Source organism: Faecalispora jeddahensis (genome assembly GCF_000577335.1).
GTDB lineage: Bacteria > Bacillota > Clostridia > Oscillospirales > Acutalibacteraceae > Faecalispora > Faecalispora jeddahensis.
On sequence record NZ_CBYL010000023.1, the window covers coordinates 42,137 to 56,682 of the forward strand.

General features: G+C 54.2%; 15 protein-coding genes. 14 read left to right on the forward strand and 1 reads right to left on the reverse strand.

What is annotated here, in order from left to right; all coding sequences use genetic code 11:
- Window positions 1–17: 17 nt before the first annotated feature.
- On the reverse strand, window positions 18–335 hold the full coding sequence (gene ppnP, locus TY09_RS10215; RefSeq protein ID WP_009066092.1) for a pyrimidine/purine nucleoside phosphorylase: 318 nt from the start codon (window positions 333–335) through the stop codon (window positions 18–20).
- Between the two features lie 195 nt (window positions 336–530).
- On the opposite strand from ppnP, the gene TY09_RS10220 reads away from it, so the two are divergent.
- The 14 genes from TY09_RS10220 to yabQ form a co-directional block, all read left to right on the forward strand.
- A complete protein-coding gene (locus TY09_RS10220; RefSeq protein ID WP_042433869.1) occupies window positions 531–1,349 on the forward strand; it encodes a PPK2 family polyphosphate kinase in 819 nt (272 codons plus the stop codon).
- A gap of 109 nt (window positions 1,350–1,458) precedes the next feature.
- The gene (locus TY09_RS10225) at window positions 1,459–2,112 is read left to right on the forward strand and encodes a CatB-related O-acetyltransferase (RefSeq protein ID WP_042433872.1); all 654 of its coding nucleotides are present in this window, start codon (window positions 1,459–1,461) and stop codon (window positions 2,110–2,112) included.
- 355 nt (window positions 2,113–2,467) lie between these two features.
- The gene (gene recJ, locus TY09_RS10230) at window positions 2,468–4,531 is read left to right on the forward strand and encodes a single-stranded-DNA-specific exonuclease RecJ (RefSeq protein WP_242841478.1); all 2,064 of its coding nucleotides are present in this window, start codon (window positions 2,468–2,470) and stop codon (window positions 4,529–4,531) included.
- Window positions 4,524–6,701, forward strand: a complete 2,178-nt coding sequence (locus tag TY09_RS10235) for a RelA/SpoT family protein (protein ID WP_042433878.1) — start codon at window positions 4,524–4,526, stop codon at window positions 6,699–6,701. Before recJ ends, TY09_RS10235 begins: the two co-directional genes overlap by 8 nt.
- A 44-nt stretch (window positions 6,702–6,745) precedes the next feature.
- Window positions 6,746–7,384, forward strand: a complete 639-nt coding sequence (locus TY09_RS10240) for an MBL fold metallo-hydrolase (RefSeq protein ID WP_042433881.1) — start codon at window positions 6,746–6,748, stop codon at window positions 7,382–7,384.
- Window positions 7,384–8,868, forward strand: a complete 1,485-nt coding sequence (gene hemZ / locus TY09_RS10245) for a coproporphyrinogen dehydrogenase HemZ (protein WP_042433884.1) — start codon at window positions 7,384–7,386, stop codon at window positions 8,866–8,868. The genes TY09_RS10240 and hemZ overlap by 1 nt, the downstream gene beginning before the upstream one ends.
- Entirely contained in the window at window positions 8,849–9,820 is a 972-nt protein-coding gene (locus TY09_RS10250) for a uridine kinase family protein (RefSeq protein ID WP_009065938.1), read from the forward strand. Before hemZ ends, TY09_RS10250 begins: the two co-directional genes overlap by 20 nt.
- A gap of 228 nt (window positions 9,821–10,048) precedes the next feature.
- Window positions 10,049–10,336, forward strand: a complete 288-nt coding sequence (locus TY09_RS10255; protein WP_009065899.1) for a hypothetical protein — start codon at window positions 10,049–10,051, stop codon at window positions 10,334–10,336.
- A 166-nt stretch (window positions 10,337–10,502) separates the two neighbouring features.
- Window positions 10,503–12,251: a putative polysaccharide biosynthesis protein gene (locus tag TY09_RS10260; RefSeq protein ID WP_042433886.1), complete on the forward strand. Its 1,749-nt coding sequence runs from the start codon at window positions 10,503–10,505 to the stop codon at window positions 12,249–12,251.
- A gap of 48 nt (window positions 12,252–12,299) precedes the next feature.
- Complete coding sequence (mazG, locus tag TY09_RS10265; protein WP_042433890.1) at window positions 12,300–13,124, forward strand: nucleoside triphosphate pyrophosphohydrolase; 825 nt, start codon at window positions 12,300–12,302, stop codon at window positions 13,122–13,124.
- Between the two features lie 22 nt (window positions 13,125–13,146).
- Window positions 13,147–13,422: an HU family DNA-binding protein gene (locus tag TY09_RS10270; RefSeq protein ID WP_009066053.1), complete on the forward strand. Its 276-nt coding sequence runs from the start codon at window positions 13,147–13,149 to the stop codon at window positions 13,420–13,422.
- Between the two features lie 171 nt (window positions 13,423–13,593).
- The gene (locus TY09_RS10275; RefSeq protein WP_009065970.1) at window positions 13,594–13,836 is read left to right on the forward strand and encodes an RNA-binding S4 domain-containing protein; all 243 of its coding nucleotides are present in this window, start codon (window positions 13,594–13,596) and stop codon (window positions 13,834–13,836) included.
- A 148-nt stretch (window positions 13,837–13,984) separates the two neighbouring features.
- Window positions 13,985–14,281 carry a sporulation protein YabP gene (gene yabP / locus TY09_RS10280; RefSeq protein ID WP_009065926.1) on the forward strand — a complete coding sequence of 99 codons (297 nt, stop codon included), beginning with the start codon at window positions 13,985–13,987 and terminating at the stop codon, window positions 14,279–14,281.
- A gap of 15 nt (window positions 14,282–14,296) precedes the next feature.
- Window positions 14,297–14,546 (forward strand): spore cortex biosynthesis protein YabQ (gene yabQ, locus TY09_RS10285; RefSeq protein ID WP_042433892.1); only part of this gene is annotated, 250 nt, incomplete at its 3' end.

The following is a 14,546-nucleotide window of genomic DNA, read 5'->3' on the forward strand; positions in this document are numbered from 1 at the left end:
TTTGCTTTGTCCGTGAGTTATTCTTTGCCGTAAGAGCAGCAATAGTCCACGGGCTCCTGCATTTCAATCTGGAATTTGCTGTTGGCGGGAACCTCAAAGCTTTGTCCTGCCTCAATGGTCTGCCATTCTGTCCGGCCCGGCAGGAGTACTCTTACTGTGCCCGCCAGAATTTCCATCAGCTCGCTGTCTCCTGTTCCGAATTCGTATTGTCCGGGCAGCATGATGCCGAGGGTTTTTCTGGTACCGTCCTCAAACAGCACAGTGCGGCTGGTCACTTTGCCGTCAAAATAAATATTGGCTTTCTTTACTATGGTAACATTCTGAAACTGTTCCATGTTTTGCCCTCCATCGCATGTCGTGTAGTGTACTTTTTCATATTATCACGTTAAATCGCTTTTCGCAATCCTCTGCTTCATGCGGCGCTGTTTCTTATATTTTTCCCCGCATATTGAGAAATCAGATACAGAAGAATATAATGAAATCAATTCTAAGCTGTCTGGTTTGCGTTTCAAAAGGAGGAGGGAATCCAGTTGTTCGGTAAATTTACGGTCAATTCCAATCAGGATCATATCAGTGTGAAAGACTTTCGCCCCGACGATACTGCCGGTCTTTCCAAAGCGGACATTGAGGAAAAGTATAAAAAACTCCATGACGAGTTTGAGGAGCTGCAGGAAAAGTTCTATGCCTCGAAAAAGTATGCCCTTTTGATCGTGCTTCAGGGGATGGACTGCAGCGGAAAGGACGGCACCGTGCGCAGGGCGCTGTCCGGCATCAACCCCAACGGCTTTTATGTGGAAAACTTCAAGGTGCCCACGCCGCTGGAGCTCAATCACGATTATTTGTGGCGCGTCCACCAGAAAACGCCGAAGCGAGGGGACATCGTCGTTTTTAACCGCTCGTATTATGAGGATGTGCTCGTGACCCGTGTGCACAGGACGATCGACGACGAAACGGCGCACCGCAGGTTTGATGAGATCCGCGAATTTGAAAAATATCTGGTCAACAACGATACGATTCTGCTCAAGTTCTTTCTGCATATCTCGAAGGACTTTCAGCAGAAAAAGCTGGAGGAGCGGCTGGAAACCCCCGAAAAGAACTGGAAGTTCTCCGCGGCCGACCTGAAAGAACGGCGTTTCTGGGACGAATACCAGCACTGCTATTCCGATGTGCTTTCGCACTGCAGCACAAAAGAAGCGCCTTGGTATGTGGTTCCTGCCAATCACCGGTGGTTCCGCGATTATTTTGTGCTCAGCGTGATCGTGAAAACGCTCAAAGAGCTTTCGCTGGAATTCCCGGCGATCGACGGCGATGTGCGGGAGCTGATCAAGGAAGTAAAGAACAACAAGTAGATTCCCTTGAGGAATAACATCCTAATAATAAAGAGCGGGTGACGGCGTGAAAAAGTGCATTGTAGTGGCTGGAATAGTTGAATAACAAATAATCTGTTAGGAGGATTTTATGACTATTCCAGAGGAAAAAGTGTATCCACGTACCAATGATAATCAAACGGTCTATTTAAAAAACATCATCACAAATCCGAATATCATCGTTGGAGACTATACGATCTATAACGATTTTGTATCTGATCCAGCGCGTTTTGAAACCAATAATGTGTTGTATCAATACCCAATCAATCATGACCGTCTGTTGATCGGTAAGTTTTGTTCTATCGCTTGTGGGGCAAAATTTATTTTTACCAGTGCCAATCATACGCTGAAATCGCTTTCAACCTATCCGTTTCCTCTGTTCTTTGAAGAATGGGGCTTGGACAAAAGAGAGGTTGCTTCCGCGTGGGACAACAAAGGCGATATTGTGATCGGCAATGATGTTTGGATTGGCTATGAGGCCGTCGTCCTGTCCGGTGTCCATATAGGGGATGGAGCAATCATAGGAGCGCGGGCGGTGGTGACAAAGGATGTTCCTCCATATACCATTGTTGGGGGTGTTCCTGCAACGGAAATCAGAAAGCGATTTGATGAAGCTGCCATAAACAAACTGCTTCAGGTTCGTTGGTGGAATTTGCCCTTTGAGACAATAAATGATTTGTTGCCGTCTATTATGAACGGAGAAGTTAAAGAACTTCTTAGAAGCTTACACGGCACTCAATCTTAACAAAATAGTATCAATAAAGAAACATCGGGCCAATTGGTTCGATGTTTCTTTATTGACTTTCACCGGGAAAGGTCATAAAAAATACGATTCATCTCGGTTTCGGCTCTGGAAAAACACGCAGCAAGTGGATTTTCAGGCCCATAAAAGCACGCGGGCCTGCCTTTCTTTATTTACTGCATAACACACTTTTCTAAAGCTACCGGTTCCGCAGGCGAGGGATGTATTGTACAGAGTAAGGCTGATTTTTGCAAGAAAGTTCCTTTTTGCTCAGATCGTAGTATTTTTGTCAAATGATTGAATATTTTGACGCAAAATGGTACAATTAATTTTCATGAGGTAGGTGAACAGGTTGAGGTTGAAAAAATGGCTGGTGTCCCCTCTGAACAAAGAGCGTGCGGCGCAGATTGCGGAGGAGTACGGTCTTCCGTTTTTTCTGGCAATGATGTTGGAGATTCGGGGCGCACACCGGTGCGATCAGATAGAAGAATTGTTGGGAGAAAGGTCGGAGCTGTCCGACCCGTTTTTAACAGCGGATATGGACAAGGCGGCGGAACGAATCCGCCGTGCGCTGGACGATTTTGAGAAAATCGCAATTTATGGGGATTACGATGCAGACGGCGTGACCGCCACGGCTATTTTGTACTCTTACCTGGAATCTTGCGGCGGCAATGTGATGTATTATATTCCGGAGCGTGAGGGGGAGGGCTACGGCCTGAATCTGAATGCGGTGGAATTTCTGCACAGCAGGCAGGTAAACCTGATTATTACGGTGGATAACGGCATCGCCTCGGTCAAGGAAGCCGAGTATGTCAAAGAGCTGGGCATGGAACTGATTGTCACCGACCATCACCGTGCGCAGGAGGTTCTGCCGGACGCGGTGGCGGTGGTGGATCCCCACAGGCCGGACGATGCTTCTCCCTATAAGCAGTTTGCGGGAGTGGGCGTTGCCTTTAAGCTGATTATGGCGCTTGAGGGCGAAGACTGCGATCTGGAAGGGCTGATCGAAAACTATGCCGATCTGGTTGCGGTGGGCACCATCGGCGACGTGGTGCCGCTCACCGGCGAAAACCGGCTGCTGGTGCGCGAGGGGCTGCGATTGCTTTCGCGTACAGACCGCCTTGGCATCCGCGAGCTGCTCGAGCGCTCCGGTATGGCAGGGCGGCAGCTGACTGCAGGGAACGTGGCCTTTTCGATCGTGCCGCGCATCAACGCGACGGGCCGCATCGGTTCGCCAGGCAGGGCCGTGCGCCTGCTGGTCAGCGAAGACCCCGACGAGGCGCGCGAGCTGGCAGAGGAAATCTGCGACGACAACGACTGCCGGCGGCAGATTGAATCCGAGCTGTTTCAGAGCGCCCTGCAGGATTTAAAGGAGCACCCCGAACGCCTGTACGACCGCGTGCTGGTCGTCGCCGGGCGCGAATGGCACCACGGCGTGATCGGTATTGTTGCGGCACGTCTGGTTGATCACTTTGGCAAGCCCTGCATGGTCATCTCGTATTCGGGGGATCAGGCCAAGGGCTCCGGCCGCAGCGTTGAGGGCTTTTCTTTATTCGAAGCGCTCTGCTCCTGTTCGGAGCTGTTTACAAAATTCGGCGGGCATCCCATGGCGGCCGGTATCAGCCTGCCCGCAGAGAATATCGAGGCGTTCCGCGAGGCAGTCAACCGCTACGCGGCCGGTGTTCCGGATGCGGTTCCCACCCTGCGGCTCGACTGCAAGCTGCGCCCTGCCACGCTCAGCCCGGAGCTGCCGGGCCTTTTGCAGGCGCTGGAGCCGTTCGGCACAGACAACCCGGCGCCGCTGTTCGGGCTGTACCGTATGCGTCTTGAAAAAATCACCCCGGTGGGGGAAGGAAAGCATTTGCGGCTGACGTTTTCCCGCGACGGAACCATGACGAACTGCATGCTGTTCCATACCACCGCAAAGGAGTTTCCCTATGAGCCCGGGGATGAGCTGGATTTGGCCGTTACGCTGGACGCAAAGGAATTCCGCGGTGAAATGCAGCTTTCTGTGTTTATCCGGGAGATGAAGCTGTCGGCACTGGATACAGACGCGTTTATTCGGGGCAAGCTAACCTTTGAAAAATATAAGCGGGGAGACGATCTCACTCTGAAAGAAGCGGAAGAGCTTCTGCCGGATTACACAAATTTTGCACAGCTGTATCGCTTTTTGCGGGAGCGGGGCGGCTGGTCAGGCGGGGCGGAGCTTCTGCTCTACCGGTTCGACGGCGGCAAAATAGGCTACGCCCGGCTTCTGACCGCATTGGAAGTATTTGCGGAGCGCGGCCTGCTTTTGCTTCAGCAGAGCGGCGATCAACTAAATGTTGAGCTGTGCGAAACAGATCAGAAGGTCAATTTGTTTGAATCCCCAATATTATGTGATATTAACCAAATCAAAGAAGATGGTGTTGCACATGACTGATACAACTTCAAAAACCTATGATGATCTTCTGCAGGCGATGGAAACGAGCGGCCACGATTTTGATCTTGATCTGATCGGGCGGGCGTACCGGCTTGCGGAAAGCTCCCACACGGGGCAAAAGCGCCTTTCGGGCCAGCCGTACATCATTCATCCTGTGTCGGTCGCGTGCATCCTTGTGGAGCTTGGTATGGATTCGGAGTCCGTGGCGGCGGGCCTTCTGCACGATGTCGTGGAAGATACCTCCGTCGGGCTCGATCAGATCAGAAAGCAGTTCGGGTCGGATATTGCCAGTTTGATCGACGGCGTTACCAAGCTGGGCCGGATTCCCTATTCCTCGCGCGAGGAGCAGCAGGCGGAAAACATCCGCAAAATGCTGATCGCCATGTCCGAGGATATCCGCGTCATTATCATCAAGCTGGCGGACCGCCTGCACAATATGCGTACGCTGGAGTACATGACCCCCCAGAAGCAGCGCGACAAGGCGCTGGAGAACATGGAGGTTTACGCCCCCATCGCGCACCGTCTCGGTATCCGCGCCATCAAGGAGGAGCTGGAGGACCTTTCTCTGCGCTACCTTGACCCGATTGCCTACCAGGAGATCGAAAATACGCTTGAGCTGCGCAAAAAAGACCGAGACCACTTTATTGAAACGACCAAGGCGCTGGTCTACGACCGTGTTTCCCGCATGATCCCCAATGTGTACCTTCAGGGCCGCGTTAAGAGCATTCACGGCATTTACCGCAAGGTGTTCATGCAGGGCCGCAGCATGGATGAAATTTACGATATTTACGCGGTGCGCGTGATCGTGGATACCGTCAACGACTGCTATAACGTGCTCGGCATCATTCACGACATGTTCCGTCCGCTGCCGAACCGTTTTAAAGATTATATTTCCACGCCGAAGCCGAACCTGTACCAGTCGCTTCACACCACGGTGATCGGCAAAGAGGGAATCCCGTTTGAAGTGCAGATCCGTACCTGGGAAATGCACCACACGGCGGAATACGGTATCGCTGCGCACTGGAAATACAAACTGGGCCTTGCCGGCAAGGGCGATTCTCTTGAAAACCGCCTGGCATGGATTCGCCAGATGCTCGAAAATCAGAAGGACAGCGACGCGACCGACATCGTGCGCAACATCAAATCCGACCTTGTGCCGGAAGAGGTGTTTGTCTTTACGCCGAAGGGCGAGGTCATCAACCTGCCCATGGGCGCTACGGTCATCGACTTTGCCTATGCCATTCACAGCGCGGTGGGCAACCGCATGATCGGCGCCAAGGTGGATAAACGCATTGTCCCGATCGACTATAAAGTCAAAAACGGCGAGATCATCGAAGTCCTCACCACAAAGGAAGCTAACCACGGCCCCAGCCGCGACTGGCTCAAGATCGTAAAGACGAGCGAGGCGCGCAATAAGATCCGCCAGTGGTTCAAAAGAGAGCGCCGCGATGAAAATATTGTGGAGGGCCGTGCCGAGGTAGAGCGTGAGTTAAAGCGCAACGGCATCGCGCTCACCGAAGAAGAACTGAAAAACTTCCTGCTCGGCATTGGGCGCAAGGTCAGCTGCAATACGATGGACGACGTGTACGCGGCCATCGGCTACGGCGGAATCCAGCTGTGGAAGAACATGCCCCGCCTGCGCGAGGAATACCTGAAAACGAGAAAGCCGGCTCAGACGACGGAACGCAAGCAGTCCCAAAGCCCCATCAAACGGGCGGCGGGCGGCGTTCTCATCGACGGCATGGAAAACTGCCTGATCAAGTTCTCGCGCTGCTGTAACCCGCTGCCGGGCGACGAGATCATCGGCTTTATCACCCGCGGCTTCGGCGTGTCCGTTCATAAACGGTCCTGTCCCAACGTGCCGCGGAATATTGCAGAATCCCCTGAGCCGGAACGCTGGGTTTCCGCGCACTGGGAGAGCGGCGAGGTCAAGGAGGAATTCAAATCCACCCTTGAAATCGTGGCGGAGGTCCGCCCGGGACTTCTTGCCGACCTGACCCAGCAGATGTTTACCCTGCGCCTGTTCATCCACTCGCTGAACTCGCGCGAAACAAAGGACGGCAAAACAATCATTTCCGCTACCATCACCGTCAACGGTATCGACCATCTGGCCGGCGTGATCTCGAAGCTGAGCGGAATCGAAGGCATTCTGTCCGTTCGCCGTTCCTGAGGGCTTGGTATCCCCTCACGACTGATTGGAAGGAGACTCGGCTTATGAAAATCAACGCAATTACCGGCGGACTGCTGGAAGAAAATTGCTATTTGCTCACCGACGACGAAACCGGCCTTTCCGCCGTGATCGATCCCGGTTTTACTTCTGCGCGGCTGGATGAAGCCATCCGCGCTCTGCCTGCGGAAAAAGTGACGCTCTGCCTTTTGACCCACGGCCACTTTGACCATATCGACGGTGTGCCGCACGTCAAAGAGCTGACGGGGTGCGAGGTGTACATCTCCCGTCCCGACGCGCCCTGCGCCGGCGACCCTGAAATCAGCCAGGGCAGCATGCTGCCCTCGATCCGGCACGAGAGTTTTGTGCCGGACCACATTTTCGACGACGGGGACGTCATTGAGCTGGGCAGCCTGAAAATCAAAGTGCTGTTTACGCCCGGGCATACCGTCGGCAGCTGCTGCTTTCTTGTGAATGATGTGATCTTCAGCGGCGATACGCTGTTTGCCGGCTCTATGGGAAGAACCGATCTTGCCACCGGCAGCAGCCGCGACATGCAGGAATCCCTGCAGAAGCTTGCCGATCTGGAGGGCGACTACTATGTCTATCCCGGCCACGGCCCCTCCACAACCCTGGAGAGAGAAAGACGGTACAATCCGTTTCTAAATGAAGAGGAATTTTATTGATGGTTCTGTTGGTCGACGGGCACCCGTATCATTACGAAATGGAAAATTTGTGCCGGGTGTTCCTGCCTTATGAAGAAATCAAAACGATATTTGAAGTCCCCGAAGCGCTGCCGGAAACGCAGACCACCGTTTACACGGGCCTGCGGCAGCAGGGCGGTCAGGTGCAGATTTCCGTGCGGCTGCACCTGGGCGGCCGGATGCTGGAGGACAGCAGGTTCTTTCCGGAGTCCATCCTACGGATGGACAAAGAAGCGGAGCGCCTGATGGCGGTGATGCTGTTTGAGCTCTTCGCCGAGCGCTGCGGCTATCGCCCGCAGTGGGGCATTCTGACCGGCGTGCGCCCGATCAAGCTGCTGCGCCGTCTGTGCGGGCAGATGGGCCGGGAGCAGGCCATCGGGCATTTTACCTCCGGCTTTCTTGTCACACCCGAAAAAACGCGGCTGAGCGTGGTGACGATGGACAACGAGCAGAAAATCCTGTCCAAATCCCGTCCCGAATCGTACAGCCTTTACATTTCCATCCCGTTTTGTCCCACGCGGTGCGCGTACTGCTCGTTTGTGTCACAGTCGGTGGACAAGGCCATTCGATTGATGCCGGAATACGTTTCCCTGCTGTGCAAGGAGCTGAAACATACGGCAAAGGTGGCTGGGGAGCTGGGCCTGCGGCTCGAATCCGTCTACATCGGCGGCGGAACGCCCACGACCCTTTCGCCGGAGCAGCTGCGCACGCTGCTCGATACGCTTTGCACCCATTTCCCGGTTTCGTCCTGCCGCGAATTTACGGTGGAGGCCGGCCGGCCCGATACCGTAACGCCCGAGCGCCTGCAGGTGCTCAAAGAATTCGGCGTGACCCGCATCAGCATCAATCCCCAGACGATGAATGACGAGATTTTGGAGCGGATCGGCCGCCGCCACACCACCGCGCAGACGGTTTCGGCGTTTGAGCTGTCCCGCAAAATGGGCTTTGACAATATCAATATGGATTTGATCGTCGGCCTGCCCGGCGATACGGTGGAGGGCTACCGCAGCACGCTGGAACAGGTGCTGCGGCTTGACCCGGAGAGCGTTACCGTGCATACGCTGGCTCTGAAACGTTCCTCCCGGCTGAACCAGTCGGAGCGCGACGGCTTTGATCCCGACGCCGCCGCGGCCGCGCAGATGCTGGACGACACCGCGAAAAGCCTGTTTTCGTCCGGGTACGAGCCATACTATCTGTACCGGCAGAGCCGTATGGTCGGCAATCTGGAAAATACCGGCTGGGCCAAGCCCGGCTGTTACAGTGATTATAACGTGTACATCATGGATGAGACCCATACGATCCTGGCCTGCGGCGCGGGCGCCGTCAGCAAAGTCAAGGACCCGTATTCCGATACGCTGCGGCGTATTTTCAATTTTAAATTTCCGTATGAATATGTCAGCAGACATGAGGAAATGATTGCAAGGAAGGAGCAGGTGAAAGAGCTGTATGAACTATTTCGCAAATAGCTACGTCAAATATGTCGATCACCTCGAGCAGATCAACGAGGCAGCCAAAACCGACCCGATCGGCATGATCGAGCAAATTGAATCCGCCTATCGCCGGTACCTGGGCTCCATCGTCAATACCATCACGGAAAATCCGGAGCGCAATAAGATCATTCTGCTGGCCGGGCCGTCCAGCAGCGGCAAGACCACAACCATGGAGATCATGAAAGAGATGCTCCAGAACCGCGGAGTTCGCTGCGCGACGATCTCTCTCGACGATTTTTACCGGGGAGAAAGCCAGGCGCCTCTCCTGAAAAACGGCGATCACGATTATGAATCGGTGGATGCGCTGAATGTTCCCGTGCTGGAGAGCTGTATGATGAACCTGATTGAAACCGGACGCTGCGATGTGCCGGTATTCGATTTTTCCATCCATCAGCCGACAGGCCATACTAAGCCGGTGGCTCTGCCGGAAAACGGCGTGGCCATTTTCGAGGGAATCCATGCGCTGAACCCGCGCATCAGCGCGCACCTGCCGCAGGATCACCTGCTCAAGCTGTACATCAGCGTCAAGCAGGATATTAAAGACAGCGCGGGCGTGGTGCTGTCGCACAACGATCTGCGGTTTATCCGCCGCGTGGTGCGCGATTACAGCTTCCGCGGTGCCGGCCCCGAGCGAACGCTCTCCATGTGGCAGAATGTGCTTGACGGCGAGAACAACTATATCCGCCCGTACAAGAGCGTGAGCAACATCACGATCAATTCCATCCACATGTATGAGCCCTGTATTCTGCGCCGTAAGGCCATCCCGCTGCTGCGCGAAATTTCGTGCGAGCATCCCCGCTATCATTACACCAGCCATCTCCTCACACAGCTCGAACGCTTTGTGCCGGTGGACGAAAGCCTTGTGCCGGAAAACTCCATTCTGCGGGAGTTTATCGGCGGGAGCATCTACCAGAGCGCCGTGGAATAAGTTTCGGATGATCGGCAAAGCTGCGCTGCCGCCGAATTGCGAAATAATTTGATTTCACTGCATCGGTTTCGCGCCGCCCGGCGGTTTTCGACAGTCTGAATGCTTTTTACAGGTTTGGACCATTTTGCACACAAATAATTTATAATTTGTTTACAGGACAGATTCTTGCATTGTTAGCCAAATAGGTGGTATAATCGAAGTAACAAAAATCGAAGGAGCGTGTCTACGATGGGCCTTTTTGAAGATGTTGTCATCAATGCGAAATCGGCGGCGAATGCGGTCGGGAAAAAAGCCGGTCAGCTTGTGGATGTATCCAAACTGAAAATCAGTGCGGCCGAGCTGAATAACGAAATCAACAAAAAGTATGAGGCTTTGGGCAAAGCGGTTTACGACGCCAAAAAAGCAGACAGCGATCCTGCGGATTTGGTAGCCGAAGCAATGGTCGCGATTGACGAGCTTCAGGATCAGCTGAAGGCGCTCGAGGAGCAGATTCAGGAAGCTTCTGCCCAGCTGTAATCCCCTTTGAGCAAAACAGACGAATGAAACGCCCGGATTCCGTTTTGGCGGAATCCGGGCGTTTGTGTATCGATGGATTTTCGCATAACCGTTCCCCGGGGCTAATATAAATTCCAAAGAGAGGGCAAACGCCCGAACGGGATTTTTGGGGAATGGATGTGCTACTATGGGGAAAGCTTCCCGCAGGAAGAGCCAGAGCTTTTTACACGGTGCTTTGATTCTGACAGCGAGCATTTTAATCGTAAAATTGATCGGCGCCCTATTCAAGGTGCCGCTGACCTGGGTTATCACGGAGGATGGCCTGGGGTATTTCAATACGGCCTATAATTTTTACGGGCCGATTTACAGCCTGGCCACAGCAGGATTCCCGATCGCGATTTCGCGCCTGGTTTCCGAAAGCTGCACCCGCGGCGCTTACCGTGACATCCGGCGCATCCACCGCGCGTCGGCCCCCATCTTTATCGGCACCGGAACGGTCGGCTTTGCGCTGATGGTGTTCGGCGCAGCCGCCTACGCAAAAATCATCGGCAACGAAAACGCCCTGCCCGCGCTGTACACGCTGGCGCCGGCGATTTTGTTCAGCTGTTTAACCGCCATTTATCGGGGATACTATGAAGGTCTGCGGAATATGTATCCCACCGCAATTTCAGAAATCATCGAAGCGCTGAGCAAGCTGACGGTCGGGCTTTCCGCCGCCTGCCTGATTCTGCATCAGGGAATGAAGGAATACGAAACCCTCGGCACGGTGTTCGGCGTGGCCGCCGCTTCGCGCGATTACGCGAGGAGCGCGGTGCTGCCCTACGCCGCCGCGGGCGCGATCCTTGGCGTAACGGTCGGCTCGCTCCTCAGCTTTCTGTTCCTGTTCTGTCGCCACAAGCTGATCGGCGACGGCATTACGGAAGAAAACTTGAGAAATTCTCCGCCGCCGCGCAGCATGCGCAAAACGGTCTCCCGTCTGGTGAGAACGGCGATCCCCATCGGGATCGGGGCCATGGCGGTCAATGTGGCTGCCATGGTGGACACCACCTTTTTGCAGACCCGGATACACAATGTAATGGAGCAAAATCCACAGGTATTGCTTTCCATGTATCAGGGAATGATACCACAGATCAACATTGAGACAGATACCGTCCCGAATTTTCTGTTCGGCTGCTTCTCCATGGCGCTGACGCTGTTTATGCTGGTACCGGCCATCACACAGGCGTTTGGCATCAGTGCGCTGCCCAACGTGACCGCCGCGTATACGCGCGGGGAAGCACTGCACCTGAAAAAGAGCATGGAAGCGGTTCTACGGGTTACCGCACTGTTCAGCATCCCCGCGGGCATGGGTCTTGCGGTGATGGCGGGGCCGGTGGCGCGCCTGGTATTCGGCGCACGCCCCTCACTGCCCATTACCTCTCATGTTCTGGTCATTATGGGAGTCGGCGCGATTTTCGCGTCGTTCAGCACGCCGGTCAACAGTATGCTGCAGGCGGTCGGCCGGGTCGATCTGCCCGTAAAGCTTCTGGCGGTAGGGCTGACGATCAAGGTGACGCTCAATTACTTTCTGGTGGGAATTCCGGAAATCAACGTGCTGGGCGCCGGCGCGGGCACACTGGTCTGCTATTTTTTCCTCACGGTGGCGGCGCTGATCTGTCTGTGCCGCGAGACCAGAATCCTGCCGGATTTTCTTTCGATTTTCGGCAAGCCGCTCATCGCGTCCATCCTGTGCTGCGCCGCTGCGTGGTCGACTCGAGGGCTGCTTTCGCATGTTCTTTCAGAGAATCTTTCCACGCTGGGCGGAGTAGGCGCGGCGGTGCTGGTTTATTCGCTTTCGCTGCTGTGTTTGCGTGCAATTTGCCGCGATGATATTTTGATGCTCCCGAATGGGCAAAAAATTGCAAAAATACTTGAAAAACATGGATGGATAAGGTAATATAGTACTAGTTTTCGCCGGCTATATTCCAGGAAAGGACCTGTCAGATTGGATTTTCAAAGAAAAGAAACTTACACGATTGAGGACCTGCTGCAAATCGTCAGAATTCTCCGTTCGCCCGGGGGATGCCCCTGGGACCGGGAGCAGACACATCAAAGCATCCGGGCCTGCCTGATTGAAGAAACGTATGAGGCGGTCGAAGCCATCGACACCGAAGATACGGAGCTTCTGAAGGAAGAACTGGGCGATGTGCTGCTTCAGGTAGTGTTCCATGCAGATTTGGAAACTGAGGCAGGCAGGTTCAATTTTGATCAGGTTGCCGACGGCATCTGTAAAAAGCTGATTGTTCGGCATCCCCACGTGTTCGGGGATGTCCATGTCCAGGATTCCGCGGAGGTTCTCAAAAACTGGGATGCCATCAAAAAGAGCACCAAGCACCAGTCGACTCAGGCACAGGTGCTGGAAAGCGTTTCACCCGCACTGCCAGCTTTGATGCGCAGTGCCAAGGTGCAGCAGAAAGCGGCAAAATCGGGGTATGACTTTGCCGATGTCTGGCAGACGCTGCAAAAGGTGGAGGAAGAAACCGCGGAACTGAAGGAGGCGATCCGGAGGGGTAATGCGCAGGACTGCCAGCAGGAGGTCGGAGATCTTTTGTTTTCAGTAGTGAATGCGGCCCGGCACCTGAAAACGGAACCGGAGCAGGCGCTGACCATTTCCTGCAACAAATTCATCGCGCGTTTTACCGCGGCGGAGGAGTTGGCCAAGGAAAGGGGACAGCGGCTGGACACTTTGTCGCCTGAAGAGTTGGACAGGCTTTGGGATGAAGTAAAACAGCGTACCATTCCCCAGCTGGAAAACCAGACTGAAAAATAAAATTTTGGAGGTAACAAATCTTATGAACAAAACAGAATTGATTTCTGCAGTGGCAGAGAAAGCCGCTATTTCCAAGAAGGACGCCGACAGCGCAGTGAATGCAATGATCGATGTCATCATCGAGACCGTTGCGAAAGAGGAGAAGGTTCAGCTGGTTGGCTTCGGTACTTTCGAGGTTCGTTCCCGCAACGAAAGACAGGGCCGTGACCCCAGAACCAATTCCCCCATCACGATCCCCGCGTCCAAGATTCCGGCATTCAAGGCTGGCAAAGCATTTAAGGATGCTACCGACAAATAAACTGTTATCGATATTGAAGGCTGCGGACAGGCGTTTTGCGTTTGCCGTGGCCTTTTGTGTTATCGTCGGCAGAGTGGATCGTTGTGCTTTTTCTTCCGTTTTGGGCGGGAGAAACGACGGCCTTGGATTCAATGGCCTTATAGAAGCATAGAAAAGGAGAAAATTTGTCTCATGAGATTGGATAAGTATTTAAAAGTATCCCGTCTGATCAAGCGGCGCACCGTTGCAAACGAAGCGTGCGACGCCGGGCGGGTCATGGTAAACGGCAAGGTCGCCCGCGCCTCTTATGAGGTAAAGGAGGGCGATGTGCTGGAGCTGCAGCTCGGCGCGCGCAGCCTGAAAGTGCGCGTGGTGCGGGTGAGCGAATACGCCCCCAAAGGGGAAGCGTCCGAAATGTACGAGGCGGTTTCCTGAACTGAGCCAGAATATGTCCCTTTGCGCCAGCATATATGTAGTATAGCCCAATCCGCTTTCGCGCCGGATTCCTTGCCCTCTCCGCAGGTGGAAAAGACCGGAAGAAAAGCGGAATTGTGATAAACTATACTGTCGGGAGGGTACGATCATGGCGGAAGAAAAGAAACCAGCAGCCAAAACGGTCCGCGCGCCGCACAGCCTGATTGTGGATAACAGAAAAACGCTTACGGCAACAGGGGTCTCGAATGTAGACAGCTTCGACGACCAGACGGTGGTGGCGTATACCGACCTTGGCGAAATCGTCATCCGCGGCCGGAACCTGCAGATCGGCAAGCTCAATACCGAAACCGGCGAGCTGACGATCACGGGGGAAATCTATTCTGTTACCTATACCGATCAAAAACAGAGCAGTGGGGGCGGTGTGTTCTCCAAGATGTTCCGATAGCGGGGTGATGGCGCTTTGGGTCTTACTCTGGAGGAGCAGGGCCAGGGTTTTCTGATGGCTCTGGCAGTTGGATTCGCGCTCGGCGCGTTTTACGATGTGTTTCGCATTTTCCGGGTGTTTGCCCGCAGTGAAAAACGCCAGGTGATCTGGCAGGATATCTTTGTCTGCTTTGTCGCGGCCGTGGTGAGCTTCCTTGTGGCCCTTGCGGTGAACTGGGGAGAGGTTCGGTTTTATCTGCTGGCGGGCGAGGCCATCGGCATGTGCG

Excerpts from the sequence above, each read along its gene's own strand:
- ppnP (WP_009066092.1), bottom strand. The coding sequence starts at position 335 with ATGGAACAGTTTCAGAATGTTACCATAGTAAAGAAAGCCAATATTTAT.
- TY09_RS10225 (WP_042433872.1), top strand. The coding sequence starts at position 1,459 with ATGACTATTCCAGAGGAAAAAGTGTATCCACGTACCAATGATAATCAA.
- TY09_RS10235 (WP_042433878.1), top strand. The coding sequence starts at position 4,524 with ATGACTGATACAACTTCAAAAACCTATGATGATCTTCTGCAGGCGATG.
- TY09_RS10240 (WP_042433881.1), top strand. The coding sequence starts at position 6,746 with ATGAAAATCAACGCAATTACCGGCGGACTGCTGGAAGAAAATTGCTAT.
- hemZ (WP_042433884.1), top strand. The coding sequence starts at position 7,384 with ATGGTTCTGTTGGTCGACGGGCACCCGTATCATTACGAAATGGAAAAT.
- TY09_RS10250 (WP_009065938.1), top strand. The coding sequence starts at position 8,849 with ATGAACTATTTCGCAAATAGCTACGTCAAATATGTCGATCACCTCGAG.
- TY09_RS10255 (WP_009065899.1), top strand. The coding sequence starts at position 10,049 with ATGGGCCTTTTTGAAGATGTTGTCATCAATGCGAAATCGGCGGCGAAT.
- TY09_RS10260 (WP_042433886.1), top strand. The coding sequence starts at position 10,503 with ATGGGGAAAGCTTCCCGCAGGAAGAGCCAGAGCTTTTTACACGGTGCT.
- TY09_RS10270 (WP_009066053.1), top strand. The coding sequence starts at position 13,147 with ATGAACAAAACAGAATTGATTTCTGCAGTGGCAGAGAAAGCCGCTATT.
- TY09_RS10275 (WP_009065970.1), top strand. The coding sequence starts at position 13,594 with ATGAGATTGGATAAGTATTTAAAAGTATCCCGTCTGATCAAGCGGCGC.
- yabP (WP_009065926.1), top strand. The coding sequence starts at position 13,985 with ATGGCGGAAGAAAAGAAACCAGCAGCCAAAACGGTCCGCGCGCCGCAC.